Here is a 25,461-nt window from a genome sequence, read left to right on the forward strand (position 1 = left end):
AATACGGGTCGCAGACCCAGCATCTCGGACGCAGACCCACCAGAGTGCGACGGCTGGGCGGCGTATGCGCGGGTGGTTGGGGGCGGGCGTGGGTGTCAGGCGGGGGGCTCGGGGCGGGCGTGCGTGTCAGGCGGGGGGCTCGGGGCGGGTGGCGGCGATGATGGGGTCGGTTTCGTCGTCGAATTCGCCGATGACTTCTTCCAGGAGGTCTTCCAGGGCTACTACGCCGATGGCGTGGTCGCCGCCGCAGACGACGGCCAGCTGGGCTCGTTCGTCGCGCATGGTGCGGATCGCCTTCGCCACCGGGGTGTTGTCCCCGAGTTCGAGCGCCGCCGTCATCAGGTCCGACGCGCGGCTCGTGGTGTCGCCGGCGGTCGTCGCGCGGGCCGCGTCGCGGACGTGCACGATGCCGCAGATCCCGGCGGATCCGTCGGGACCCGGGCTGACGACGGCGAGACGGGAGTGGCCTTCGCGACGGCTGGTCAGCTCCACCTCGCGGGCCGAAGCCGTCGTCGGGACCGTCGACAGCTGGTCGATCGGCGTCATCACCTGCCCGACCGTGGTGTTCTGCAACGCGAGCATCGCGGTCAGCAGCTCGTGCTCGGGCTGCTCGAGGGTGCCGTGCTCGCGCGAGGACTCGATCAGCAGCCGCAGCTCGTCCGGGCCGTGCGCGTTGGCGATCTCGTTCTGCGGCGTCACTTTCACCAGCCGCACGCACAGGTTGGCGAGCCAGTTGAGCACGATCAGCAGCGGCCGGAACACGTACGTGAACCCGCGGAACGGCAGCGCCAGGACAAGCGCCGACCGCTCCGGGTCGCTGATCGCCCACGACTTCGGCGCCATCTCCCCGAGCAGCACGTGCAACAGACCGATCCCCGCCACCGCGATGATCAAAGCGATCACATGGCCGACCGCCTCCGGGATGTGCGCCAGCTCGAAGAGCGGATGCAGCAGGTGAGCAACAGCCGGCTCGCTCAACGATCCGAGACCCAGCGTGCACAACGTGATCCCGAGTTGCGCCCCCGCCAGCATCAACGACAGCTCGCTGACCCCGGCGATCGCGGCCCGCGCCGAGCGGCTCCCGGACGCGGCCGCCTCCTCGAGCCGATGCCGCTTCGACGCCACCAACGCGAACTCGGCCGCGACGAAGAACCCGTTCAGCGCCAGCAGGACGACGGAGATGATCAGAGCGAGCGAGGTACTCATGCCGTCCGCTCCATCACGACGATCCCGGGCACCCGGCGCTCGATCGTCTGCACCGTGAGCCGGACGAACTCGGCCGGGACCGGCCGCCCCTCGTGATCGATCCGGTGCGGCAGCTCCACGACCGTCGAGTCGCCGACCACCGGGATCCTCCCGAGCCGCGCCATCACCAGACCGGACACCGTCTCGTAGTAGTCGCCGTCCGGCAGTGGTACGCCGGTGGCCTCCTCGACCTGGTCGAGGCGCCATCTGGCCGGCACCACCCACGAGCCGTCCCCGCCCTGCACCGGTCCCGTCTCGGGCAGGTCGTCCTCGTCGCGGATCTCCCCGACCAGTTCCTCCGCGATGTCCTCCAGCGACACGATGCCCGCGAACCCGCCGTACTCGTCGACGACGATCGCGAGCTGCCGCCGCGCGACCCGCAGCCGCTCCAGGACACCGGGCAGCGGGAGGGTCGTCGGTACGGCGACCGGCGCCGACGCCAGCGAACCGACGGCGATCGTCGCGCGATCGGCCGGTTCGAGCTCGACCACGTCACCGATCGCGACCACACCGATCACCTCGTCGACCGATGCACCGATCACCGGGAACCGGCTGTGCCCGGTGTCCTGCAGCTCGACCACGCGGGTGAGCGGCTCGTCGCGGTGCATGGTGATCACGTCGACCCGCGGGACCATCGCCTCGCCCGCGGTCCGGCCGCGGAAGTCCAGGCCGCGGTCCAGCAGCCGCATGGTGTCCTGGTCCAGCAGTCCTTGCTCGTACGACGTCTCGATGATCCGGTCGAGCTCCTGGGGGGTCGCGCCCTGCGGCAGCTCCTCGACCGGCTCGATGCCGACCCGGCGGAGGATCCGGTTCGACGCCGAGTCGAACAGGTGGATCAGCGGCCCCGCGACCGCCAGGTAGACCAGGGTCGACCGGGACAGCCGCAGCGCGATCGACTCCGCGCGAGCGATCGCCAGGTTCTTCGGCGCCAGCTCACCGAACACCATCTGGATGATCGTTGCCATCAGCAACGCCAGGACCACCGAGATCGACATGCTCGCGGTTTCCGGGACCCCGGCGGCGCCGAACACGTTTTCCAGGCCCTGACCGAGATACGGCTCGGCGACGTACCCGGCCAGCAGTGCGGTGATCGTGATGCCGACCTGTGCACCCGACAGTACGAACGACAACCGCGCGGTGACCTTCAGCGCCCGCCCGGCCGCCGCGTCACCGTCCGCGGCCAGCGTCTGCAGCCGGCTCCGGTCCACGGCGACGTACGAGAACTCCTGCGCCACGAAGTAGCCGGTGGCAACGGTCAGCACCAGGATCAGGCCCAGACCGGCCAGGATCAGCATGGCACGACCTTATGAGAACTCCAGCGACTGCAATACTGCGGGGTCGGTCGCGTCGAGCCCTTCCTCGGCGGCCCGGGTGAACGCCTGCATCCGGACCACGTCACCGCGCTCCGCCGTCTCGCCGGCGATCCAGTACGCGACCGTGTGCAGGTCGTCGCGACCGACGCCGAGCTCGTCGACGAGGTACGGACGGATCGAGCGGACCACTCCGGCCTCGGCCGCGCACCACGCCTGCAGTCGCCCCGGCGGCCGGCGAAACGCCCGGACCGCCTGCTCCAGCAGGCTGCCCGGACCGCTCAGCGGCGGCGAGTGGATCCACTGCACGTCGCCCTCCACCAGCGCGCGTTCCGCCGGAGTTTCCGCCTGCAGGAAAACGGTTGACGGTACGTCGAGACTCTCGACGATGCTCGCGATCGCGGGCAACGAGGTGGAGTCGCCGATCAGCAGGTGATGGTCGACGTCCCCGGCGTGGAACTCGCGCCGCATGCCGAGCAGGACGACGGTGTCGCCGGGACGGGTGTTGGCGAGCCAGGTGATCGCCGGACCGTCACCGTGCAGCGCGACGTCGAACACGAGCCGGCGGGTGGCCGGGTCGAAGGTGCGGACGGTGAAGCCGCGGGTCAGCGGCGCCGGCCGGTCCGACGGCCAGACCGGGGCGCCGGCCGGGCTGATCCTCGGCATCCGCACGCTGCCGATCCCGTCCGGCGGGATGACGAGCTTGAACGCGTCGGCCGGACGGATGGTGCGGTACGCCGCCAGTCCGTCGCCCTGCACCGTGACGCGGCTGAACCGCGAGGTCAACGACTCGATCGTCTCGACCCGGACCGGGCAGATCAACCGGGAGTCCCCCGACCGCGTCAGCCGCCTGATCTCCGCACGTATCGTCGCACCCCTCACGGAAATTAGGCTAACCTAACCACCACGGACCGACGAGGGCCTTACCGAGGGGTGGACCGCGGCCCCGAGGCCCGGCCCGACGCCCGGACCTGAACCGTAGGCTGGGCCCTATGTCACGAGTTCTGCCCGAGCTGTTCGCGGCCGCGGTCCGCCGGGACGGCGCCGGCCCGTTCCTCACCTACTACGACGACGCGAGCGGCGAGCGGATCGAGCTGAGCACGCTCACCACCGCGAACTGGGTCGCGAAGACCGCGAACCTGCTGGTCGACGAGTACGACCTCGAGGCGGGCGAGACCGTCGCGATCGGCCTGCCGCCGCACTGGCTCGGCGTGGTCTGGGCGCTGTCCACCTGGTCGGCCGGCGCGGCGCTGACCAGCGGGACCGGCACCCTCGCGATCACCGGACCGGACTTCGCGATCCGCGGCGCACGCGAGACCGTCGCGTCCGCGCTCCTCCCCCTCGGCGGGCGCTTCCGCGAGCCGCTGCCCGACGGCGTGCACGACTACGGCGCCGAGGTCTACAACCACCCCGACGTGTTCTCGCCGTACGACGTGCCGACGCCCACGTCCCCGGCGTACGACGACCTCACCCACGAGGACCTGATCGGTACGGCGGACCCGATCGGTGACCGCATCCTCGTGACGCGGACGCTGACCGACCGGCAAGGACTGGGACTGCTGGTCGGTGTGATCGCGGGAGGTGGTTCGATCGTGCTCTGCCGCAACCTGGACGCCGCCAAGCTGGAGCGCCGGGTCACGGACGAGAAGGTCGACCAGGTCTTGGAGGGGTGAACGTGCGGCGGTTCGAGGGCAAGGTAGCGCTGGTCACGGCGGCGGCGCAGGGCATCGGGGCCGCGGTCGCGCGGCGGCTGGCGGCCGAGGGCGCCTCGGTGGTGGTGACCGATCTCCAGGAGGAGAAGGCCGGCGAGGTCGCCGCCGCGATCGGCGAGCAGGCGCTACCGGTGCGCGTGGACGTCACGAACCGCGCCGACGTGGACGCGGCGGTCGCGGCCGCGGTCGAGCGGTTCGGCCGGCTGGACGTCGTGGTGAACAACGCCGGCGGCTGCATCGTCCGCTCGGTGCCGGAGGACGCGACCGCCGAGGAGTTCCACGCCCAGCTGGACCTGACGCTGGTCGGCGCGTCCCGCTGCATCCAGGCGGCGCTCCCGCAACTGGTGAAGAACCGCGGGAACGTCGTCACGATCAGCTCGGTCAACGGGATCGCCGCCTTCGGCAACGTCGAGTACTCCGCGGCCAAGGCCGGGCAGATCGCGATGACGGTCAACTACGCGGCCCGGTACGGCGGCCTCGGCGTCCGGTTCAATGTGGTTGCCCCGGGCACCATCCGGACGCCGAACTGGGACGACCAGCCGGAGACCCTGGAGCGCTTCGCCGAGATGTACCCGCTCGGCCGGATCGGCGAGCCCGAGGACATCGCGGCCGCCGTCGCCTTCCTCGCCTCCGACGACGCCTCCTGGATCACCGGCCACACCCTCCCGGTGGAGGGCGGCGTCCTCACCGGCCCCGGCGTCCTCGACCTGACGCCGTCGGGAGCCTTCAAGAAGGAGTACTAGGCCTTCGGCCAGGCTTCCCAGGCGGTCGCGAACATCTGGTCGACGGTGTAGGTGTTCTGCCACGCCAGGTCGCGGGCGGCGAGATCCCCGTTCGCCACGACGCGGGACGGATCGCCAGGGCGGCGTGCGCCCTCGGTCGGGGTGAAGTCGATGCCGGTGACCCGGCGGGCGGCGTCCATGATCTCGCGGACCGACGTACCGGTGCCGCTGCCGAGGTTGTAGACGCGCTCGAGGGTCTTGCCCGACTCGAGCGCGCGGGCGGCCGCGACGTGCGCGCGGGCCAGGTCCGCGACGTGGACGTAGTCCTTGACCGACGTACCGTCCGGGGTCGGGTGGTCGGTGCCGTAGATCTGCGGCACCTTCCCCTGCGTCAGCAGGTTGCAGACGATCGGGAACAGGTTGTACGGGCTCGCGTCGTACACGGTCGGGTCCCCGGAGCCGACGACGTTGAAGTAGCGCAGCGAGGTGTGGTGCAGCTCGGTCGCGGCCGCCTGGTCGCGGAGCAGCCACTCACCGATCAGCTTCGACTCGCCGTACGGCGACTGCGGGTCCGGCGGGGTGTCCTCGGTGACAACCTCGACCTCCGGCGTCCCGTACACACCGGCGCTGGACGAGAAGACGAGGTTGCGGACGCCCTGCTCCGCCATCGCCTCGAGCAGCGTCACCATCGCCGTCACGTTCTGCGTGTAGGTGTGCAGCGGACGCTCCACCGACACCCCGGCGTACTTGAACCCGGCGAGATGGACGACACCGTCGACCCCGTCCAGCGCCTCACGCACCGCCGTACCGTCGAGAAGGTTCGCCCGCACGAACGGCACGCCGTCCGGCACGAACTCCGCCTTGCCACTCGACAGGTCGTCGATCACGACCACGTCGATCCCGTCGTCGCGGAACGCCCGCACCACATGCGCTCCGATGTACCCAGCACCACCAGTCACGAGCCACGTCATGTCCATGATCCTGCCACCAGAACCTGACCGCGGCCCCGTGAACGGGCCGAATCCGTACCAATCAGCAGACAGTCGCCAGCCAGAAGTACGTCAACTCGGTCCACTCCACCGGCCGCCCGACGTCCGCCGCGAACTGCTCCCGGGCCGGGAAGTTCTTCAGCACCTCGAACGTACGCCCGTCCGACAGCCGCCGCGTCTGGTAGGTGTCGCCGTCGGCCGTCGTCCGCGTGATCGGGTGGTTGCTGCCCTCCACGAACCGGTTGTCGGCGAAGATCACCACGCCACCCGGCTCGACCCGCTCCAGCAGCCCCTGCGCGAACCGCCGTACGTCGGCCCGCGGCACGTGCGACCAGAAGAACCCGGAGAAGATCGCGTCGAAGCGGCCCGGGACCGCGCCGAGGTCGTACGCGTCCGCAGTCTCGAAACGCACCTCGGCGGGGCCGTACGACCGGGTCCGGGCGACGGCGAGGGTCTCGTCGTTCAGGTCGGTGGCGACCACCTTCTCCGCGGTGGTCGCGAGTGCGGTCGTCCAGTAACCGGTGCCGGCGGCAACTTCCAGGACCGAGCGGCCGGCGACGAGCGGCGGCAGGAGGGCCCGCAGACGTGCGAGGTCGTCCTGCCGCTCCGGCTTCTCGTACACCGCGTCGTACTCGGTGGCACGCTCGCGGTAGTAGTCGGCCAGCTCGCTCATCCAGAGACTGATCTCGTCTTGGGTGTGAGCAGGAACGCCCCGACGTACAGCAGTGCGGCGATGATCAGCAGGCCGTGGAAGCCGATGATCAGCGCGGCGTACTCGAGGCAGCCGCCGAGCATCGCGCCGAGCAGGTTGGCGCCGAAGGACGCAGTGCCGTCAGCTGTGTCGGTGAACCGCTTCGCGAAGATCACGTTCGCCGCGAAGATCGGCAGGAACGCGATCAGCACCGCGACCACCGCGCGCAACCCGACCGGCATCCCGAGCAGCCAACTGTCCGGGAACACCCACGACAGCGCGAGCCCGCCGAACAGTACGGCGAACATCACCTTCATCGGCGGTGTCTTGAACCGTCTCGTCACTTCGACCGCCGCGAGCACCGCCACCAGCACGCCGGCGAACACGATCGCGTTGACCACCCACGTCGTACCGAACAGCAACGCGAACCCGGTGATGCTCTTGGTCTCCAGCAACATGAAGCCCGCACCGAGCAGGAACAGGTCCGCGTACGGACGCATCCGCCGGTACGACGCGCCGCCGCCGGCGATGCCGACGCCGACGAGACCGGCGACCAGGATCAGTGCGAGCGTCACGAGGTACAGCCCGGGGATCCGGTCGGTGAACAGGTACAGGAACGGGCGGTTGTCGGTCGCCGGGGGCGGCGTGGCCTCGGTCGCGCCGGCCCACTCGGCCCCGCAGGTCTGGTCCTTCTCGGTCAGCCCGACCGTCACGACCGCCTGCTGCAGACCGTCGCCGATCTTGTCCACACACGGCTTGTGCCCGAACGCCTGCTCCGCCGTCGACGCCAGCCGGTCGATCAGCCAGGTCTCGCGGTAGTAGTTGTACATGGCGAACGCGCCACCCGGGTTCAGGTGGTCACGCGCGGACTCGAACGCCTGCTGGGTGAACAGGTAGCTCTCCAGCCGCAGCGAGCTCGCACCGTTCACCAGCGTCAGCGAGTCCGGCAGCGCCAGCAGGATCAGGTCGTACTTCTTGTCCGTCCGCGACAGGAACGCGCGACCGTCGTCGATGTGCGACGACACCCGCGGGTCCTGGTACGGGCGGTCCGGGTGCAGCGCCTTGCCGATGTCCCGGATCTCCGGGTCGATCTCGACCGCGTCCACGTGCGTCGCGCCCTTCTTCAGCGCGATCGCCACGTCCGACCCCGAGCCGGCGCCGATGATCAGCACGTTCTTCGGCTGCTTGCCGGCGTTCGCCCGCTCGTACGGCAGCCCGTACTGCGGCTCCCACTGCAGCCGCGCGTCCGCGGGGATCGCCTGCTGGTGCGGTACCCCGTTCACCGTGATGGTGAGCAGCGGCACGCCTTCCCACGTCGACTTCTTCGTCTGCACCTTGTAGTACGGCGACCAGGAGTTGTCCGGCCGCGTCGATTCGTGGAAGAGCACGCCGAGCATCACGAGCAGCGGCGACAGCACCAACGCGGCACTCACCCCGGTGGCGACCGCCCTCCGTCCGGGCACCGCCGCGGAGCGCGGGATCATCAGGAGCCCGAACATCGCGGTGACCAGCACGCCCCACCAGATCGGCGGCGCGCCGAGGAACGACAGCGCGGTGAACGTGATGATCCCGATCAGACTGCCGACCAGGTCGAAGCGGTACGCCGTGAGTCGCGGAAGCTCCGCGAAACAGCGGCCGACCAGCTCGGCCGGGCCGGCCAGCACGACGGCGGCCGCGACGAAGACGATCGGCAGGATCACCCAGACCGGCGGGCCGGTCGTGTTCAGGCTGGTGAAGTAGATGACGCTCGAGGAGCTGCCGCGGTCGACGGTCACCGGCTTCCACGCGATCACCAGGACCAGCAGGCCGAGCATGATCGGCGAGTAGAACGGCAGCCGTTTCGCCCGGCTGGACCGGAGCACACCGATCCCGATACCGAGGAACGAGCCGAGCAGCACGAAGTTCGAGAAGTAACTCAGGTGGACGACGTTGGACCCGGTCCAGCGGATCAGCGCGAGCTCGACGAACAGCATCAGCGCGCTGGAGGCGACCAACCGTGTCCGAACACCGAACGGGCTGGGCCAACCGGTCGTGACGACTTGATCAGTAGCGGAGTCGACTGCCATGCGGGGCGACGTTACCGGATATCAGGGTGTTGTGCGTCACCCCGCCAGGCATGTGACGAACTGGTCAGCGGCGACGGGCGAGCTTGGGGAGTTCGCAGCCGGACTTGTTCAGGTCGAGGGTGCGGTTCGCGGTCAGGCAGGTGTAGAGCCACCAGGTCTGCTGGCCGTACGCCGCTCCTTGGTCGACCGTGACGTTGCCGTCGGCGTCGACCTCGCAGGGGTTGTTCAGGGTGCAGCGCTCGCCGTCCTCGTTACCCGTGTTGTTGACACCGATCACCTCGCCGGTCGAAGTGCTCACGACCGGTGAACCCGACGTACCGCCGATCGTCTCGCAACCGGGCTGCTGGTACTTGATCGAGTTCTGCCAGGTCCAGTCGCCCTCGCGGAGCTGCGGGATCGTCGCCTGCACCGAGCAGGTGTAGATCCGCTTCCAGTACCCGGACACCACGGCCATGCCGGCGCCGTCCGCGGGGCCCTGCTTGGCGAGCGTCAGCGGGGTCACGTTCAGCCGGCTCTTGATCGCGCCGTAGGTCTCGCTGACCTGGTACACGATCATGTCGGTCTTGGTCATCGTGCCGAACAGGATCTTCTCGGCGCGGATCGTGCCGGCGCTGCTCGAGTCCGGCTTGAGCAGCGTGATCGACCGCGTCGAGGTCTTGTTCACCAGGACCTGGCCGGGCTGCAGGAACCCGCCCTCGTAGCAGTGCCCGTTGGTGAGCACGAGGGCCTTGTCGGTGTCGACGGATTCGGCGTACCGGACGAGGGAGGCCGAGCAGTTGCTCAGCGCCGCGATCCCGGTGAAGTCGGCACCGGGCGCGGCCTGGGCCGAGCTCGTACCGAGCAGGCTGCCAAAAAATGTCACTGTGGCGGCCGTGGTACCGGCCAGGAGTGTACGGAACAGTTTCATGGGGCGGTGTCCTCACTGGTTGTACTTGCTGCACTTCGTAACGCATCCGCCCACCGGTCTCCATCACAGTTGCGTGAATCCGGGTGTCCACAGGGTCAGCACAGGGGTTTTCCTGCACTCCGTGTCCAGACTGCTACTCTTCGTCTCCGGATCCGGCCCGCCCCGAACCATCCGCCCACCCGGCACGTCCTACCAAGCGTCAGTTGGGGGACAAGGTACGGTCGGCAGAGCCGCCCGCAGGAGAACGGAAGGACGTCATGCCGCAGGAGAAGCCAGACCTGCGCAATCTCCGCGAGCCGGTCCGGTTCAAGCGGGCGCTGACTCTGCTGTTGATGACGCTGGTGCTGCCCGGATCCGCGCAGATCGTCGCGGGCAGCCGGAAGGCCGGCCGGTGGGCCTGGCGGGTGGTCGCCGGCCTGGTCGCGATCGTGATCTTCTTCGTGCTGCTCGGCCTGATCTGGCGGTCCGGCACGATCAACATCCTGGCCCGTCCGGGCACGCTCCGGATCGTCCAGGTGCTGCTCATCCTGCTCGCGCTCGGCTGGGCCGCGCTGTTCGTGGACGCGTACCGCCTCGGCCAGCCGCTGATGCTGGAGCGCAACCACCGGCTGACCGCCAGCATCCTCGACGGCGTCCTGATCTTCGTGGTCGTCGGCGCACTGATCTACGCCAGTGTGATCGTGAACACCCAGCGCGACTTCGTCGCCAGCGTGTTCGGCAGCGGCGAGAAGTCGAAGGCCGAGAAGGGCCGCTACAACGTCCTGCTGATGGGCGGCGACTCCGGTGCGGACCGGATCGGCACCCGGCCGGACAGCCTGACCGTGGCCAGCATCGACGCCGACACCGGCCGGACCGTCCTCGTCGGCCTCCCGCGGAACCTGGCCAAGGTCCCGTTCCCGGCCGGTACGGCGATGGCGAAGCAGTTCCCCGAGGGCTTCAGGTGGAAGAACTGCGGCACCGAGTGCCTGCTGAACGCGGTCTACACGTACGCCGTGAACCACAAGAACCTGTTCCCCGGCAACCCGAACCCCGGTGAGACCGCGACCACCCAGGCCGTCGAGGCGGTCACCGGGCTGAAGATCAACTACTTCGTGCTGATCGATCTGGCCGGCTTCCGCGACCTGCTGAACGCGGTCGGCGGCATCACCCTGGACATCGGCAAGCGGGTCCCGATCGGCGGCGGCAGCTCGCCGATCAAGGGCTATATCGAGGCCGGCAAGAACCAGCACCTGGACGGCTACCACGCGCTCTGGTTCGCCCGGTCCCGGGCCGAGTCGTCGGACTACGAGCGGATGGCGCGGCAGAAGTGCGTGATGTCCGCGATGCTGAACCAGCTCTCGCCGCAGACCGTGCTGACGAAGTTCCAGGGCATCGCCTCGGCCAGTAAAGAGGTGGTCAAGACCAGCATCCCGGCCAGTGAACTCGGCACCTTCACGGATCTCGCGCTGGACGCGAAGAAGCTGCCGGTGTCAAGCTTCTCCGCGGTCCCGCCGTTGATCCACACCGGCGACCCGGACTTCGCGCTGATCAGGACCAAGGTCGCGGAGGCGATCGCGAAGTCCGAATCGCTGGACAAGGAGGGCTCGGGAGGAGACGGTAAGACTTCGAGCACTCCGAGTAGCAGCACCAGCAAGTCGAGTAACCCGAGCAGCAGTACGACGAAGAAGCCGAGCACCGCAAGCACGAAGAAACCGACCAGCTCACCGACCACACCCGCCACCGGCGTCGACGACGTCGCCTCGATCTGTAAGGCCTGACCTGATATGCCGCTGTCCCACTGGCCACCCGTATCCGTCGTGATGCCCGTGCTGAACGAGGAACGCCATCTCGAGGAGGCAGTCGGCCGCGTTCTCGAACAGGACTACCCGGGCGAGCTCGAAGTCGTGCTGGCGATCGGCCCGAGCAAGGACCGGACCCAGGAGATCGCGGACAAGCTGGCCGAGCGGGACCACCGGATCAGCATCGTGCCGAACCCGACCGGCAAGACGCCGGCCGCGCTGAACGTCGGGATCGCGCACGCCAAGCACGACATCCTGGTCCGGGTCGACGGCCACGGCGCGCTCACCGACGGGTACATCACCCGCGCGGTCGAGGTGCTGGACGAGAGCGGCGCGGACAACGTCGGCGGCGTGATGGCCGCCGAGGGCCGGACGCCGACCGAGATGGCAGTCGCCTGCGCGTACCGCTCTCGGCTGGGGCTGGGCGCGTCGACGTTCCACCAGGGCGGCAAGGCCGGCCCGGCCGACACGGTGTACCTCGGGGTGTTCCGGCGGGCCGCCCTGGAGCGGGTCGGCGGGTTCGACGAGACCATGCACCGGGCCCAGGACTGGGAGCTGAACTACCGTATCCGCAAGACCGGCGGCCTGATCTGGTTCAGCCCGGATCTGTCCGTCACGTACCGGCCGCGGTCCTCGCTGTCCGCGGTGGCCAAGCAGTTCTTCCACACCGGCCAGTGGCGCCGCGAGGTGATCCGCCGGCACCCGGAGACCGCCAGCAAGCGGTACCTGGCGCCGCCGGTCGCCGTCATCGGCCTGGCCGTCGGCACGATCCTCGGCATCATCGGCCTGGCCACCGGCATCAGCTGGCTTGATCTGGGCTTCCTGGCCCCGCTCGGGTACGCGCTGCTGCTGATCGTCGGCTCCGCGGTCGAGGGCCGTTACCTGCCGTGGAAGGCGCTGTTCTGGATGCCGCTGGTCTGCGCGACCATGCACGTCTCCTGGGGCCTGGGCTTCCTGGTCGGCCTCCGCGAGCGCCCGAAAGCCGTCTAACTCCCCTAGTTCGCCGGCTTGGCCCGCGTCGACTTGATGTAGGCGGCGACGACCTCGTCGACCGGGCCGTCCTGGCGCAGGACGCCCGCGTCCAGCCAGAGGGCGCGGTTACAGGTCTCCTGCACCACGTCGAGGCTGTGGCTGACCAGGAACACCGTCCCGGCCTGCTCGCGCAGTTCCTTGATCTTCCGCTCCGACCGGATCCGGAACTCGGCGTCCCCGGTGGCGAGCGCCTCGTCGACGAGCAGGATGTCGTGCGTCTTCGCGGACGCGATCGCGAACTTCAGCCGTGCCGCCATCCCGGAGGAGTACGTCGACATCGGCAGGTCGATGAAGTCGCCGATCCCGGAGAACTCCACGATCTCGTCGTACCGGCGCTCGATCTCGGCCGACGACATGCCCATCGCGAGGCAGCCGAGGACCACGTTGCGGTCGCCGGTGAGGTCGTTCATCATCGCCGCGTTCACGCCGAGCAGCGACGGCCGGCCGCCGGTGTAGACGGCCCCGGACTCGGGCGGCAGCAGGCCGGCGATCGCGCGCAGCAGGGTCGACTTGCCGGAGCCGTTGCGCCCGATGACGCCGATCGCGTCGCCCTTGTACGCCGTGAACGTGACGTTCTTGACCGCGTGCACCTCACGGATCGTCGGCCGGTCCTGGCGCTTCAGGATCCGCCGGAACGCCGTGGCCGCCGTCCCCTTGCCGCCCTGGCCCGCAATCACCTTGTAGACGATGTCCAGCCGGTCGGCGATCACCGTGGGTTCAGCCTCGCCCATAGCGATCCTCCGCCTGCCAGAAGTACCAGAACCCGGCGACCAGCATCACGACCGACCAGCCGACCGCGATCGGCCAGGCGTACGGCAGTTCGTTCGGCTCGTGCTCCGCGAGCAGCGACCGCCGGATGATGTCGACGTACGCCGAGATCGGGTTGAACGCGAGCAGCTGGGTCACCCAGCCCGGGGCGTCGATCTCGGCCAGCTTGCCCGGCAGCGAGAAGAAGATGCCCGACGCGTACAACCAGGTCCGGGTGACGAACGGCAGCAACTGCGTGATGTCGGAGACGAACGTCCCGATCCGCGCGAAGATCAACGTCACGCCGATGTTGAACATCACCTGCAGCAGCATCGCCGGTACGACGAGCAGCCAGCGCCACGTCGGTCCGTCGGTGAACCCGACGACCACGAACAGGATGCCGAACGAGACCAGCATCTGGTTCAGCTCGTTCAGCACGTAGGCCATCGGCAGTGTCGCGCGCGGGAAGTGCAGCGTACGGATCAGCGACAGATTCAGCGCCAGCGAGCGCGACCCTTCGGTCATGCAGCGCTGCGTGAACGTGAACACGAAGATGCCGCTGAGCAGGAAGGCGACGTAGTTGTCGATGCCGTTCTTGGTGCCGAGCAGGACGCCGAACGCGAAGTAGTACACCGCCGCGTTGAGCAGCGGCGTCAGCACCTGCCAGAGCGAGCCGAGACGAGCCCCCGCGTACATGGCGTAGGTGCGTGCTGCAGCGTAGCTGACGACGAACTGGCGGCGGCTCCACAGCTCGCGCAGATAGGACCCGAGCGACGGGCGGATCGAGCTCTTGCTGAGTCCGTAGCGTTCGGCCAGCCCTGCGAGCCCAGCAGGGTCGGTCCCAGCAGGATCGGTCCCGGCGGTCGGCATTGCGCCAATGTACTGCGCTGCGTGATGCAACCCTGACGCAGGTCAGGCCACCAGGCGGGCTCGCAGTCTCGCCAGATCCTCGTCCGTCAGACCACCGTGCCGCAGGTACGCCTCCGGCCCGCCGTACGTCGTGTCCAGATGCCGCAGGATCGCGACGATCGACTCGGCCCGGGTATCGCGGAACTCGATCATCTCCGGGTGCTTCGAGGTGTCGGGCTCGTCGGCCAGCTGCTCCTCGAGCCAGCCCGCGAGCCGCGACCGGGTGAGGTAGTAGTCGGCGACGATCTCCTCCTCCGGTACGCCGGCGACGCTGAGCGCCAGCGCGACGATCATGCCGGTGCGGTCCTTGCCGCCGTGGCAGTGCACGACCACGGCGCCGTCCGGCTCGTCCGCGATCGCCTTCACCGCGGCCGCGAACAGCTCCGGCCGTTTGTCCAGCATCCACGTGCACGCCTCGATGATGGTCGGCTGCCCGTGATCCGGGTCCGCCGGATCCGCGAGCGACTGCCGTACCGCCAGCGCCGTACCGGTGAACGGCGTCGGCGCGATCGCGACCTCGGCATCGCCGCGCAGGTCGAGGATCCGGCTCACCCCGGACCGCCGGACGCACTCGACCCCGTCGTCGGTCAGGTACTGCAGGCTCTCGGCGCGGATCAGCACGCCCTCTCTGATCACCCGCCCGTCCGCGGTCGGCAGACCCCCCACGTCACGAACGTTGCGGCAGCCGGGCCAGTCGAGATCCAATGCGGTCACCTGTCCTGAGGGCGGTCCGGGTTCGGACCCGGGTTGTACGGCGGGGGCGCGGGGAACGTGTTGCTCTGCTGCGGGGTCGTCGGCGGCTGCTGAGAGTAGTTGCTCGGGGCACCTGGCGGGCCGGGGAACGTGTTCGTCGGGCGGTTGCCGCGGCGCTTCCGGACTGCGCCGACGGTCAGCAGCGTGGCGCCGAGGCCGACGAAGATCAGGAACGAGAAGACCGCGCCGAGGATCGACAGTACGAACGCCACCACGGACGACTTCGGTCCGGCGGCGTACGTCGCGCTCGTCTCGTCGTCGGTACAGGAGATGCTGTAGTCCCCGGCCGGTACCGGCTGCGTCGAGCGCGCCACGACGTACCAGGTGTCGTCGTTGATCGTGATGGTCTCCGAGCCGGTCGGGCCCTTGAGCGGTACGTCGTTGCCGCTCGCGTCCTGCGCCTCGCACGCCGGCGTCAGCACCGGGACGGACGCGTAGATCGTCAGGCCCTCCTTCTCCAGGTGGACCATGCCCGCCTCGATCGGCTGCGGCGTCCCCGGCACCGTCACCACGATCCGGTAGACGAAGAACCCGGTCACCAGCACGCCGATCACCAAACAGGCGATCGCGATCGTCGGCAGGACTGACTTCTTCGGTGCCGCGGGCATCCCGGGGTACGTCGTCATACCCGCACCGTATCTGCTACCTAGGGCACGCCGAGCAGCCGGAGACCCGCCGCGGTCGCGGCTGCCGCCACCACCACGAGCACGAACGGCGCCTTGCGCCACGCGAGGACACCACCGACGAGCACCCCGGCCGGTCGTGCAACACCCGCGGGACCATGACCGTCGGTCAGCGCGGACGTGGCGACCAGCGCGGCCAGCAGCACGATCGCCGCCGCTGCGAGCACCTGCTGCGCCCGCTCCGGCACCTCGACCCGGCTCCGCAGCGCCGGCCCCGCGAACCTCATCGAAAAGGTGCCCACAGCAAGCACCCCGATCCCGATCAGCAGCACAGCGGTGTTGTTCATCGCACCACCTCCTCCAGCGCGGGCTTCCCCGCGCGGTAGAACAGCAGCCCGGCGAGGGCGAGCAGCACCGGCAGACCGGCAGGCAAGAACGGAGTTGCCGCCAGGGCGACCACGACGCCGACGAGTGCCGCCGTACGCGTCGACCGATCGCGCAGGGCCGGCAGGACCAGCGCGAGCAGGACCGCCGGGAAGGCGGCATCCAGCCCGAACACATCGGTGTCGGTGATCACCGACCCGGCCAGACCGCCGACGACGACCCCGAGGTTCCAGCAGACGAAGATGCCGATCCCTCCGGCCCAGTACGCCGCCCGGCGCTGCTCGAGCTCGTCCTGGCCCATCGCGAACGCGACGTTCTCGTCGGTCATCACGTGACTGCCCGGCCACCGCCGCCAGCCGCGGCCGATCACGTCACTGAGCGCCAGACCGAACGCGAGGTGCCGGCTGTTCACCAGCAGGCCCGCGATCATCGCCGCGATCGGACTCCCGCCGGCCGCGACGATCCCGACGAAGAGGAACTGCGACGCGCCCGCGAAGACCACGACCGACAACAGGACCGGCACCCACAACGGCAGCCCGCCCCCGACGCTGATCGCGCCGTACGACACCCCCACGACGCCGTCGGCCAGGCACACCAGGCCGATGTCGCGGGCGAGTCCCGGATCGAGTGTTCGCCAGATCGAACGCATGGGCATTATGATGAACAACACGCCGCCCGTTCGTCAAGCCGAACAGTTAGACCGATGGAGCGAACAGCCATGGACAGCAGAGCACCCTTGGACGTGATTGCCGCCTCGCTGCGCAGGCACCGCGCCCGGGCCGGCCTGTCACTGACCGAGGTCGCGAAACGCGCGGGCGTCGCCAAGTCGACGCTCTCCCAACTGGAGTCCGGCACCGGCAACCCGAGCGTGGAAACCCTGTGGGCGCTCGCGGTCGCCCTCGACACCCCGTTCGCCGCGCTGCTCGACCCGCCGCGCCCGAAGGTCCAGATCATCCGCGCCGGCGAGGGCCCGGCGATCTACTCGGACCAGGCCGACTACAGCGCCACGCTGGTCGCGTCCAGCCCGCCGAACGCGCGCCGCGACCTGTACCGGATCGTCGCCTCCCCCGGCCCCGGCCGGAAGTCCGACCCGCACATGCCCGGCGTCGTCGAGCACGTCATCCTCGGCTCCGGCCGCGCCCTGGTCGGCCCGCTCGACGATCCGGTCGAGCTCGCCCCGGGCGACTACATCGCCTACCCCGGCGACCTCCCGCACATCTTCCAGGCGCTCGAGGAAGGCACCGCCGCGACGCTGGTCTCCGAGCACGTCTGAGGACAAAAAAGTTGCCCGGAGCAACCGATGCTCCGGGCAACCTCAGCGAGCGACGCTCAGACCTTGCGGCCTACCGCGCCGACGATGCACTCCTCCACCTGGTTCAGCGGTTTGATCCGCGGTCCGTCCGGCCACCAGTCGTCGCAGAGCACCAGGCCCGGGCTGATCAGCTCCTGGCCGGGGAAGAACTCCATCAGTTCGGCGCGGGTGCGGAACCTGCCGCTGCCCATCGGGCTGTGGATGAACTTCTCCTCCATCTTCCGGGCGACCTCGGAATGCTCCGGCGTCTCCGGGTTGAAGAAGTGCGAGACAACCGTGTACGACCCGGGCACCACCGCGTCGACGTACTTCTGCATGATCTGCGCGCCCTCGGTGCCGATGTAGTGGTGCAGCGTGCCGTTCTGGATCACGGCGATCGGCTCGTTGAAGTCGAGGAAGCTCCGCACCTCCTCGTTTGCCAGCACCTCGTCCGGGTCGAAGATGTCGGCGCTGACGAACAGCGTGTTCTCGTTCTCCTCGAGCAGCGCGCGGCCGTGCGCGAGCACCACCGGGTCGTTGTCGATGTAGAGCACCTTGGCCTCGGGCTGGATCCGCTGCACGACCTGGTGGGTGTTCTCGGCGGTCGGCAGACCGGACCCGCAGTCGAGGTACTGCGTGATACCCGCCTGGCCGGCCAGGAACCGGCAGGCGCGGATCAGGAAGTTCCGGTTCGACCAGGCCAGGTCCTGGGCCTGCGGCGCAGCGGCCTGGACCCCACGCAGTACCTCGCGGTCGACTTCGAAGTTGTCCTTGCCGCCCAGGAAGGCGTCGTACACTCGGGCGATACTCGCCCGGGAGGTGTCGACGCCGACCGGGTTCGAGCTTGGTGCCTTGGTGGCATCGACCATCAGTGAACCTCGCAGAGTGATCGGGAGTTTGTCCGTCCGACTCTACTGACAGTACGGCGCAGTGAACACACCGTGCCGGACGCAGGGGGTGGACGGGTTTACGATCCGTTATGAAATGATCAACTGCTGCATACCGAAACACCGCTGCTGGGAGGTCAGAGGTGACAGAGCCGGGGGCGTACGGCGGCCCGACCGCTCAGCGCATCATCCTCGGCACACACCTGCGCCGCCTGCGCGAGGCGGCCGGTATTACCCGGACCCAGGCCGCGTGGGAGATCCGCGGTTCCGAGTCCAAGATCAGCCGGCTCGAACTCGGCCGGGTCAGCTTCAAGGTGCGCGACGTCGACGACCTGCTCACGTTCTACAAGCTCGAGGACGAGTCCGAGCGCGAACGCCTGCTCACCATGGCCCAGCAGGCGAACGACCCCGGCTGGTGGCAGCGGTACGACGACCTCACGCCGATCTGGTTCCACGACTACCTCGGCCTGGAGATGGCGGCCGACCTGATCCGTACGTTCGAGTTGCAGTTCGTCCCGGGGCTGCTGCAGACACCGGAGTACGCGAGGGCCATCATCCAGCTCGGACGGCAGGACGTCGCGCTGCCGCGGGCCGAGGTCGATCGGCTGGTGTCGTTGAGGATGAGCCGCCAGGAAGTGTTGACGCGGCAACGACCCGCACGGCTGTGGGCGATCATCGACGAGTCCGTGCTGAAACGGCCGATCGGCAGCCCGGCGGTCCTCAGGGCCCAGCTGGAGTACCTGATCGAGGCCTCGCGGCGGCACAACGTGACGCTGCAGATCATCCCGTTCGAGAAGGGCGGCTACACGGCGACCGGCGGCGCGTTCACGCTGCTGCGGTTCAACGACGCCGACCTGCCCGACATCGTCTACATCGAGCACCTGACCAGCGCCGTCTACCTCGATAAGCGCGAGGAACTCGACACCTACGTCGTCACCATGGATGCCGTCACGATCACCGCGGCCCAGCCCCGCGAGACCGAGTCCATCATCCGCCGCGCGATCGAGCGTCTCGACGACCGCTAGCGACGGGTGCCGCGCGGTAGGCGTGGAGTCGGGAGACGCGCCCTATCGGCGGGTGGCGCCTGGGCCGGGGAGGAAGGCGACCTCGCGGGGCGTCGGCTCGTGGCCGGCCTCGCAGCGCATCACCACGGTGACGCGTTCGCCGCAGTCGCCGCGGTGCCGGGGCTCGATCGGCGGGCCGGCGTCCAGCGGGAGGTACTGGTCGGCCCACTGGATCATCGCCACCAGTACCGGATAGAGATCGAGCCCGGCCTGGGTGAGGCGGTACTCCGAGCGCTCGCGCTGACCGGGCAGCCGGTACGGATGCCGGCGGATCAGGCCGCGTTCGATCAGCGCGGCGAGCCGCTCGGTCAGGACCTGGCGCGGAATGCCGGCCCGGGTCCGGATGTCCTCGAACCGGCGGACGCCGACGAAGATCTCGCGCAGGACGTGAAACGTCCACTTGTCACCGAGGATGTCCATGGTCCGGGAGATCGTGCAGTTCTCCGTGGACCAGTTCATCGCCTCCGGCACCTGTTCGGTGATCGCCGTAGCCATGACAGTCATGATAATCCGCACATCCGGATAAGTCTGCTTGACAGACTCAGCCAGGTGGAGCAAGGCTGAATCCGTGAACCAGACTCAGGTGGGACTGCCACTTGTCCGTCGCGCCGGCGAACCCGACGCGGACGAGCTGGCCAGGATGCTGACCGGGCTGACCGATCTCAGCCGCTACTTCCGCTTCCAGAGCGCGATCGGTACGCCGCCGCGCACGGCCGTGCTGCTGCGGATGCTGTGCCCGGCAGGCGCCGCGTTCGTCGCCACCCGCTCCGGAACGATCGTCGGGCACGCCATGTGGGCCTGGGCGCCCGGCGAGTCGACCGCCGAACTCGCGGCCGTGATCGCCGAGGACGAACAACGCCGCGGCCTCGGAATCCGCATGCTGTCGACCGCCGCCGCCGACGCGGTCGCATCCGGCGCGACCCGCTTCCTGTTCGTGGTCAGCGCCGCCAACGACCGCTCGATCCGCATGATCCGCCGCCGCTGGCCGGACGCGACAGTCGAACGCGACGGCACCCTCCTGACCTTCGTCACACCGGCCCACCTACCGGACCGCCCGAAAGAACGTACGGATGTCGTCGACGAGGAGGTCGGGTGCCTCGAGGGCGGCGAAATGGCCGCCTCGGGTGAACTCCGACCAGTGGACGATGTGGTGCCGGCGCTGTAGAACACGCCTGATTGCGGGGTCGGTCGGGAAGAGCGCGACGCCGGTCGGCACGCCTGGTCGCAGGTCGTCGGCGACCGAGTGGTTCTCGTAGTACAGGTTGGCGGAGGTCGCGCTGGTGTTGGTGAACCAGTAGATCGACACGTCCGTCAGCAGGTGGTCGAGGTCGACCGCGTCCTCGGGCAGTTCACGCGCCGGATCGGTCCATTCCCAGAACTTCTCCAGGATCCACGCCAGCTGCCCGACCGGCGAGTCGCTCAGCCCGAACGAAACCGTTTGCGGGCGCGTGCCTTGCAGGTCGGCGTACCCGGTCCCCACCGCGCGCAGCCGGTCCGCCGCCGCGAGGCGCTCGCGCTCGGCGTCGTTCAACTGCTCGCGATCACCTGGTTCGAGCTCCGGATACGCCAGTCCCCCGTTGATGTGTACGCCGACAACGTGTTCCGGATCCGCCTGTCCGACAAGAGGTGACACGACCGATCCCGTGTCGCCGCCTTGCGCGCCGTACCGCTCGTATCCCAGCCGACGCATCAACTCCACCCAGGCGCGAGCGATCCGCGCGTGGTTCCACCCGGACGCCAGCGGCACCGAGAACCCGTGTCCCGGAACGGACGGCGCCACGACGTGGAACGCGTCGCGCGGGTCGCCGCCGTACGCCGCCGGATCGGTCAACGGCCCCAGCACCTCCAGGAACTCCGCCACCGACCCCGGCCACCCGTGCGTCAGAATCAACGGCAACGCGCCCGGCTCCGGTGACCGCACGTGCAGGAAGTGGATCGTCTGCCCGTCGATCTCGGTCGTGTACTGCGGATACCCGTTGAGCCGCGTCTCCCAGGCACGCCAGTCGTACGCCGCCCACCGCTCGGCCACCCGCCGGACATACCCGACCGGCACGCCACGCTCCCACGAGTCACCAGGTAGTTGCCGAGGCCAACGAACCCGCCGCAACCGCTCCCGCAGCTCCCGCAACTCCGCGTCCGGCACCCCAATCCGAAACTCAGAGATCACCTACCGCACTGTAGCCGGACCGGCCGCTCTCGTCGGGTGACGCCTGGGCCGGGGAGTCCTACCTACCTGAAACGACCAGCAGAACTCCCCACACCGACGATCAAGCCATTCTCCCGCAGAAACACCTAGGCGAGGACGTCGAGGGTGCGTTGCAGGAGGAGCTCGGTGGCGCGGGCCTACGCGAGTTTCGCGAGGAAGTCGAGGGTGCGCTGGGTCAGGAGCTTGGCGGCGGGTTCGTCGTAGCTCGGCAGGGACGAGTCGGCGAAGAGGTGCTCCTTGCCGGGGTAGAGAAACAGCTCGACCGTGTCGGCGGCAGCGACCAGGGCGCGGGCGGCGTCCAGGTCGCCGCCTTCCTCGGCGAAGAACGGGTCCTCGTCCTTGCCGTGCACCTGCGCCGGCACGCCGTCCGGCCAGGTACCGAACTCCTCGACCGGCAGGCACGAGTAGTAGAACAACCCGCCGGCCGCCCCCGGACGGGTCTGCGTGAGCTGCTGTGCGGGCACGACGCCGAGCGAGAAACCGGCGTAGACAACCTTTTCCGGCAGGCTCTGCGCGGCCTCGACGCCGCGCTCGGCGATCGTGCCGAAGCCCGTCGACCGCGCGTACTCCATCCCCTCCTCGATGGTCGCGTAGGTGTTGCCCTCGTACAGGTCCGGCGTGTGGACGGTATGACCCGCCCGCCGGAGCTCGTCGGCGAACGCCTTCACCCCGTCCGTCAGCCCCTGCGAGTGGTGGTACAGCACGACCTCGGCCATCATCAGCTCCAATGATCCAAATATCTCGAACAATCGGAAACGGTAGACTATTCGCACCATGTCGATCAATAGCCCCGTCCCCGACTACGAGCTCCTGGACGAGCTCGAGCTGACGACTGCCGAGCAGGTGCGCGCGATCAGCGACCCGCTCCGGACGACGATCCTCGGGCTGCTGCACGAGCGCGCGGCGACCGTCACCGAGCTGGCCACTGCGGTCGGGCGGCCGAAGAGCACGGTCGCGCACCACGTGAAGGTGCTGGCCGACGCCGGCATCCTGCAGGTGGTCCGGACCCGGCGGGTGCGGGCGATCGAGGAGCGGTTCTACGGGCGCGCGGCGAGGATGTTCTACGTCGGCCTCGGCCGCCAGGGCAAGGACGGGCAGCTCCCCCACGACTTCAACGACTTCGAGGTCGCGGCCGAGGAGTCCAAGCCGGCGTACGACGCGGGTCAGCTGCGCTCGTTCATCCGGCACGCGCGGATCCCCGAGGAGCGAGCGGCCGAGTTCTGGCAGCAGGTTGACCAGCTGATCCACTCCTTCGACCAGCTCCCCCGCTCGGGCGGTACGACGTACGGCTTCACCGTCGGCCTCTACCCGATCGTCGACTACCCGACACTGCCGCCGGCCGACGGCGAGTCCTGATCCTGCTCGGTCGCCAACCTGTCGAGGACGTCGACGAGGCGCTCGAGTACGTCGCGGGCGGTGTCGTACTCGTGCTCGCCGAACTCCTCCGCGAGCCTGCGCTCGAGCTGGATCAGATGCCGTCGGCCGTCACTGGCCACGTCCAGTCCGTGCTCGGTGTAGCCGACCACCTTGGCGCGGCCGTCGTCGGGATCCGGCCGCATCTCGAGCAGATCGAGCGCGACCATGTCCCGGATCACCTCCCCCATCGACTGCCGGGTGATCCCCGCCCGCGCGGCCATGTCCGCGGCCCGCGATCCACCGGAGTACAGCGTGCCGAAGACCGAGTTGTGGGCCATCTTCACCTCGGCGTGCCCGTCGGCGTGGGCGCGGCGCACCATGTCGGTCTGCAGGGCGCGGTTGGCACGCTCGACCAGCGCGATCAGCGGCTTTCGATCGAGTCGCGGCATCTGAGGCCTTGACATGTCGTAAGGATACCTTCCAATATTTCGACAGGAATCCTTACAGTATCAGGGAGGGTCTGATGGATCCCAGGAAACTTCGGCCGATCGTGGCCGGTCTGTTCGCGCGGGGGCGCCGGCGGACGGTCCGGGTCGCGATCGAGCAGGAGTACGTCGTCTCCGCGGCGGACGGCGGCGTCGTGCCGATCGAGGAGGTACGGCAAGCGGCCGCGGGATCGCTCGCGGCGCCGTACCTCACCTTCGAGCCGGGCGGCCAGGTCGAACTGAGCCTGCCGCCGTCCCTCGAGCCGCTGCACGACCTGCGCGTGCTGACCGCCGACCTCCGGCGCCGGCTCAGCGGGATCACACTGCAGCCGATCCCGGTCGACCCACGGAAGGAGGTGCCGTTGCAGTTGACGTCAGCGCGGTACGTCGCCATGCAGCGGCACTTCGACCGCATCGGTCCGGCCGGTCGGCGGATGATGCGGCGGACCGCGTCCACGCAGGTCTGCCTGGACTGGTGGCCGGGGCGAGCGGGTCTCGAGCAGTGGCGGGTGCTCAACCTGGCCGGACCGTTCCTCGCGGCGCGGTTCAACCGCAGCGACCGGCTCGCGACCTGGTTGGCGGTCGATCCGGCGCGTACGGCGTTCGACGAGCGCCTGCTGCGCGACGACGACCCGGTCGCGTCGTACACCGCCTTCGCCGCGGGTGCCACGGCCTTTCTCGACGGGCCGGCCGGACACGTGAGCACGTTGTTCCCACCGGTCCGGCCGCGCGGGACGTACCTCGAGGTGCGCTTCCTCGACGCGTTGCAGCCCGAAGCCGCCGAGCAGGCCGTCGCGGTGCTCAGGGAGCTCATGTACGACGACGTACGCCGACGTAAGGCACTGCGAGAACTGCCTTGTACAGCAGGGCTTTGGCGCGCGGCGGCCGACGGCGTGCTGGAACAGGAGCCGGCGGCATGAGCGGGGTGCTGTTCGTGACCGATCCGTTGACCGGGCTGCAGGGCGACATCGACGCCGGCATCGGGTTGATGAGCGCCACGCAGGACCTCGGCCTCGATGTCTGGTGCTGCGAACCGGAGGAGCTCGCGGTCGTCGACGGCCAGGTCCGCGCCCACGCGCGGCGGATCCTGCTGCGGCCGCGGGCGACCAACGGCGATCATCGGTGGATCGTCGACCCGACCTGGTGGGACGAGCTCGGGACCGCGGTGGTCGACGTCGCGTCGTTCGAGGTGGTCCACCTACGGATCGATCCGCCGGTCGACGCGCGGTACCTGCACACGACATACCTGCTCGATCTCGTCGAACGGGCCGGCACGCGGGTGATCAACCGCCCGGAGGGGATCCGGGCGATGCACGAGAAGCTGGTCGCGCTGCAGTTCCCGGAGCTGTGCCCGGCGACGTACGTCGGGGCGGATCCGCTCGCCCTGCGGTCCTTCGTGAGCCGTGTCGGTACGGCGGTCGTGAAACCTGTGGACGGGTTCGCGGGGATCGGCGTCTGGCTGGTGCACGACGACCGGTCCGCTGTCGCGCTGCTCGAGTCGGCGACACACGGCGGGCGGCGGCACGTGATCGCCCAGCAGTACCTGCCGGCGGTTGCGCGCGGCAACAAACGCCTGTTCCTGCTGGACGGTGAGATCGTCGGTGCGGTCCTGCGGCGGCCGGCCGTCGACGATTTCCGGATCGGGCCGCCGGTCGCGCCGGCCGAGATCGACGCCGACGACCGGGCGATCGTCGGCGCCCTCGGACCGGTGCTGCGCGCACACGGGCTGGTGATCGCCGGTCTCGACGTGATCGACGGCCGCCTGATCGAGGTCAACGTCACCTGTCCCGGCGGCATGCACAAGACGGACGCGCTGCTCGGGACCCGCCTCAGTCACACCATCGTGAGCCACCTGTTCGAAGGAGCATTCGTATGAGCACGATCACCGTTGTGTGTATCGGCCTGCTGGGAATCCTGTTGTTCCTGCTCGGCGCCAACGTGACGCGGAACCGCGCGCTGCGTGGGGCAGGCAACCAGCAGCCGACCGATCCGGCCGACCGGTTGCTGATCGCCGTCCGCGCGCACGGCAACGCGGCCGAGTACATCCCGACGATGATCGTGCTACTGCTCGTCTGCTCGGCGCTGTCCGGCAGTTGGCTGATCGACGTACTCGCCGTCGCGGCCGTCGCGGTCCGGTTCACGCACGCCGTCGGCATGCTGCGGTCCAGCACGCTCGCAACGCACGGCCCGCTCCGCGATGTCGGCGCCCTGGGCACCTACCTCGTCGGGATCGCACTCGGCGTCACCGCGATCGCGACGATCTGATCGGCCGGCCTTCCCGGACGTCGGCTCCTGACATGTCGC

28 protein-coding genes and 1 pseudogene are annotated in these 25,461 nt (G+C 69.2%); 11 read left to right on the top strand and 18 right to left on the bottom strand.

The window, feature by feature from the left end; genetic code table 11:
- Nucleotides 1-126: 126 nt before the first annotated feature.
- From BJY22_RS39050 to BJY22_RS39060, 3 genes are read right to left on the bottom strand one after another with little or no spacing between them, the layout of a single operon-like run.
- Nucleotides 127-1,206 carry a hemolysin family protein gene (locus BJY22_RS39050; protein ID WP_167217074.1) on the bottom strand — a complete coding sequence of 360 codons (1,080 nt, stop codon included), beginning with the start codon at nt 1,204-1,206 and terminating at the stop codon, nt 127-129.
- The gene (locus BJY22_RS39055; RefSeq protein WP_167217075.1) at nt 1,203-2,540 is read right to left on the bottom strand and encodes a hemolysin family protein; all 1,338 of its coding nucleotides are present in this window, start codon (nt 2,538-2,540) and stop codon (nt 1,203-1,205) included. The genes BJY22_RS39050 and BJY22_RS39055 overlap by 4 nt, the downstream gene beginning before the upstream one ends.
- A gap of 9 nt (nt 2,541-2,549) precedes the next feature.
- A complete protein-coding gene (locus tag BJY22_RS39060) occupies nt 2,550-3,437 on the bottom strand; it encodes an SIP domain-containing protein (RefSeq protein ID WP_167217076.1) in 888 nt (295 codons plus the stop codon).
- Nucleotides 3,438-3,547: 110 nt separating this feature from the next.
- Between BJY22_RS39060 and BJY22_RS39065 the strand changes: the two genes are divergently transcribed.
- A complete protein-coding gene (locus BJY22_RS39065) occupies nt 3,548-4,228 on the top strand; it encodes a TIGR03089 family protein (RefSeq protein ID WP_167217077.1) in 681 nt (226 codons plus the stop codon).
- A 2-nt stretch (nt 4,229-4,230) separates the two neighbouring features.
- Nucleotides 4,231-5,010, top strand: a complete 780-nt coding sequence (locus BJY22_RS39070; protein ID WP_337759803.1) for an SDR family NAD(P)-dependent oxidoreductase — start codon at nt 4,231-4,233, stop codon at nt 5,008-5,010.
- On the opposite strand, the gene galE is transcribed toward BJY22_RS39070, so the two are convergent.
- The 4 genes from galE to BJY22_RS39090 form a co-directional block, all read right to left on the bottom strand.
- Complete coding sequence (galE, locus tag BJY22_RS39075; protein WP_167217081.1) at nt 5,007-5,960, bottom strand: UDP-glucose 4-epimerase GalE; 954 nt, start codon at nt 5,958-5,960, stop codon at nt 5,007-5,009. The genes BJY22_RS39070 and galE overlap by 4 nt on opposite strands.
- A gap of 61 nt (nt 5,961-6,021) precedes the next feature.
- Complete coding sequence (locus BJY22_RS39080) at nt 6,022-6,651, bottom strand: class I SAM-dependent methyltransferase (protein ID WP_167217083.1); 630 nt, start codon at nt 6,649-6,651, stop codon at nt 6,022-6,024.
- A complete protein-coding gene (locus tag BJY22_RS39085; RefSeq protein WP_167217084.1) occupies nt 6,648-8,735 on the bottom strand; it encodes a spermine/spermidine synthase domain-containing protein in 2,088 nt (695 codons plus the stop codon). The genes BJY22_RS39080 and BJY22_RS39085 overlap by 4 nt, the downstream gene beginning before the upstream one ends.
- 64 nt (nt 8,736-8,799) lie before the next feature.
- Entirely contained in the window at nt 8,800-9,642 is an 843-nt protein-coding gene (locus BJY22_RS39090; protein ID WP_167217085.1) for a S1 family peptidase, read from the bottom strand.
- A 257-nt stretch (nt 9,643-9,899) separates the two neighbouring features.
- Between BJY22_RS39090 and BJY22_RS39095 the strand changes: the two genes are divergently transcribed.
- Together BJY22_RS39095 and BJY22_RS39100 are read left to right on the top strand one after the other, a co-directional pair.
- Nucleotides 9,900-11,399 carry an LCP family protein gene (locus BJY22_RS39095; RefSeq protein WP_167217086.1) on the top strand — a complete coding sequence of 500 codons (1,500 nt, stop codon included), beginning with the start codon at nt 9,900-9,902 and terminating at the stop codon, nt 11,397-11,399.
- 6 nt (nt 11,400-11,405) lie between these two features.
- Nucleotides 11,406-12,410 carry a glycosyltransferase family 2 protein gene (locus BJY22_RS39100; protein WP_167217088.1) on the top strand — a complete coding sequence of 335 codons (1,005 nt, stop codon included), beginning with the start codon at nt 11,406-11,408 and terminating at the stop codon, nt 12,408-12,410.
- 5 nt (nt 12,411-12,415) lie between these two features.
- Here the strand turns inward: BJY22_RS39100 and BJY22_RS39105 are convergent, their stop codons facing one another.
- The 6 genes from BJY22_RS39105 to BJY22_RS39130 are packed head-to-tail and all read right to left on the bottom strand — an operon-like array spanning nt 12,416 to nt 16,517.
- Nucleotides 12,416-13,183, bottom strand: coding sequence for an ABC transporter ATP-binding protein (locus BJY22_RS39105; RefSeq protein ID WP_167217090.1), 768 nt, complete (start codon nt 13,181-13,183; stop codon nt 12,416-12,418).
- Nucleotides 13,170-14,069 (bottom strand): ABC transporter permease, encoded by a 900-nt coding sequence (locus tag BJY22_RS39110; RefSeq protein WP_167217092.1) that lies wholly within the window; start codon nt 14,067-14,069, stop codon nt 13,170-13,172. Before BJY22_RS39110 ends, BJY22_RS39105 begins: the two co-directional genes overlap by 14 nt.
- Before the next feature lie 42 nt (nt 14,070-14,111).
- The gene (locus BJY22_RS39115) at nt 14,112-14,822 is read right to left on the bottom strand and encodes a tyrosine-protein phosphatase (RefSeq protein ID WP_167217094.1); all 711 of its coding nucleotides are present in this window, start codon (nt 14,820-14,822) and stop codon (nt 14,112-14,114) included.
- Nucleotides 14,819-15,487: a hypothetical protein gene (locus BJY22_RS39120; protein ID WP_167217096.1), complete on the bottom strand. Its 669-nt coding sequence runs from the start codon at nt 15,485-15,487 to the stop codon at nt 14,819-14,821. Before BJY22_RS39120 ends, BJY22_RS39115 begins: the two co-directional genes overlap by 4 nt.
- Before the next feature lie 20 nt (nt 15,488-15,507).
- Entirely contained in the window at nt 15,508-15,831 is a 324-nt protein-coding gene (locus BJY22_RS39125) for an AzlD domain-containing protein (RefSeq protein WP_167217098.1), read from the bottom strand.
- Complete coding sequence (locus BJY22_RS39130; protein WP_167217100.1) at nt 15,828-16,517, bottom strand: AzlC family ABC transporter permease; 690 nt, start codon at nt 16,515-16,517, stop codon at nt 15,828-15,830. Before BJY22_RS39130 ends, BJY22_RS39125 begins: the two co-directional genes overlap by 4 nt.
- 54 nt (nt 16,518-16,571) lie before the next feature.
- Here BJY22_RS39130 and BJY22_RS39135 point away from each other — a divergent pair, with 54 nt between their 5' ends.
- Nucleotides 16,572-17,141 (top strand): helix-turn-helix domain-containing protein, encoded by a 570-nt coding sequence (locus BJY22_RS39135; protein WP_238350580.1) that lies wholly within the window; start codon nt 16,572-16,574, stop codon nt 17,139-17,141.
- Nucleotides 17,142-17,197: 56 nt separating this feature from the next.
- On the opposite strand, the gene BJY22_RS39140 is transcribed toward BJY22_RS39135, so the two are convergent.
- Nucleotides 17,198-18,028, bottom strand: a complete 831-nt coding sequence (locus BJY22_RS39140) for an SAM-dependent methyltransferase (protein ID WP_167217102.1) — start codon at nt 18,026-18,028, stop codon at nt 17,198-17,200.
- Between the two features lie 161 nt (nt 18,029-18,189).
- Here BJY22_RS39140 and BJY22_RS39145 point away from each other — a divergent pair, with 161 nt between their 5' ends.
- Nucleotides 18,190-19,071 carry a Scr1 family TA system antitoxin-like transcriptional regulator gene (locus tag BJY22_RS39145; RefSeq protein WP_167217104.1) on the top strand — a complete coding sequence of 294 codons (882 nt, stop codon included), beginning with the start codon at nt 18,190-18,192 and terminating at the stop codon, nt 19,069-19,071.
- A gap of 42 nt (nt 19,072-19,113) precedes the next feature.
- On the opposite strand, the gene BJY22_RS39150 is transcribed toward BJY22_RS39145, so the two are convergent.
- Entirely contained in the window at nt 19,114-19,605 is a 492-nt protein-coding gene (locus BJY22_RS39150; RefSeq protein ID WP_202891463.1) for a winged helix-turn-helix transcriptional regulator, read from the bottom strand.
- A 232-nt stretch (nt 19,606-19,837) separates the two neighbouring features.
- Here BJY22_RS39150 and BJY22_RS42760 point away from each other — a divergent pair.
- A pseudogene (locus tag BJY22_RS42760) lies at nt 19,838-20,074 on the top strand (GNAT family N-acetyltransferase); the annotation flags it as partial.
- 78 nt (nt 20,075-20,152) lie between these two features.
- Here BJY22_RS42760 and BJY22_RS39155 read toward each other — a convergent pair.
- Both BJY22_RS39155 and BJY22_RS39160 read right to left on the bottom strand, forming a co-directional pair.
- Complete coding sequence (locus BJY22_RS39155) at nt 20,153-21,277, bottom strand: alpha/beta fold hydrolase (RefSeq protein WP_167217106.1); 1,125 nt, start codon at nt 21,275-21,277, stop codon at nt 20,153-20,155.
- Between the two features lie 176 nt (nt 21,278-21,453).
- Entirely contained in the window at nt 21,454-22,065 is a 612-nt protein-coding gene (locus BJY22_RS39160; protein WP_238350581.1) for a dienelactone hydrolase family protein, read from the bottom strand.
- Nucleotides 22,066-22,090: 25 nt separating this feature from the next.
- Between BJY22_RS39160 and BJY22_RS39165 the strand changes: the two genes are divergently transcribed.
- Entirely contained in the window at nt 22,091-22,672 is a 582-nt protein-coding gene (locus BJY22_RS39165; RefSeq protein WP_167217108.1) for an ArsR/SmtB family transcription factor, read from the top strand.
- Here BJY22_RS39165 and BJY22_RS39170 read toward each other — a convergent pair.
- A complete protein-coding gene (locus tag BJY22_RS39170) occupies nt 22,636-23,136 on the bottom strand; it encodes a MarR family winged helix-turn-helix transcriptional regulator (RefSeq protein WP_167217110.1) in 501 nt (166 codons plus the stop codon). The genes BJY22_RS39165 and BJY22_RS39170 overlap by 37 nt on opposite strands.
- 59 nt (nt 23,137-23,195) lie before the next feature.
- On the opposite strand from BJY22_RS39170, the gene BJY22_RS39175 reads away from it, so the two are divergent.
- From BJY22_RS39175 to BJY22_RS39185, 3 genes are read left to right on the top strand one after another with little or no spacing between them, the layout of a single operon-like run.
- Nucleotides 23,196-24,077 (top strand): glutamate-cysteine ligase family protein, encoded by an 882-nt coding sequence (locus BJY22_RS39175; RefSeq protein ID WP_167217112.1) that lies wholly within the window; start codon nt 23,196-23,198, stop codon nt 24,075-24,077.
- Nucleotides 24,074-25,033: an ATP-grasp domain-containing protein gene (locus tag BJY22_RS39180; protein WP_167217114.1), complete on the top strand. Its 960-nt coding sequence runs from the start codon at nt 24,074-24,076 to the stop codon at nt 25,031-25,033. Before BJY22_RS39175 ends, BJY22_RS39180 begins: the two co-directional genes overlap by 4 nt.
- On the top strand, nt 25,030-25,422 hold the full coding sequence (locus BJY22_RS39185) for an MAPEG family protein (RefSeq protein WP_167217116.1): 393 nt from the start codon (nt 25,030-25,032) through the stop codon (nt 25,420-25,422). The genes BJY22_RS39180 and BJY22_RS39185 overlap by 4 nt, the downstream gene beginning before the upstream one ends.
- Nucleotides 25,423-25,461: the final 39 nt, after the last annotated feature.

The sequence above is a fragment of the Kribbella shirazensis genome, from assembly GCF_011761605.1.
GTDB classification, from domain to species: Bacteria; Actinomycetota; Actinomycetes; order Propionibacteriales; family Kribbellaceae; genus Kribbella; species Kribbella shirazensis.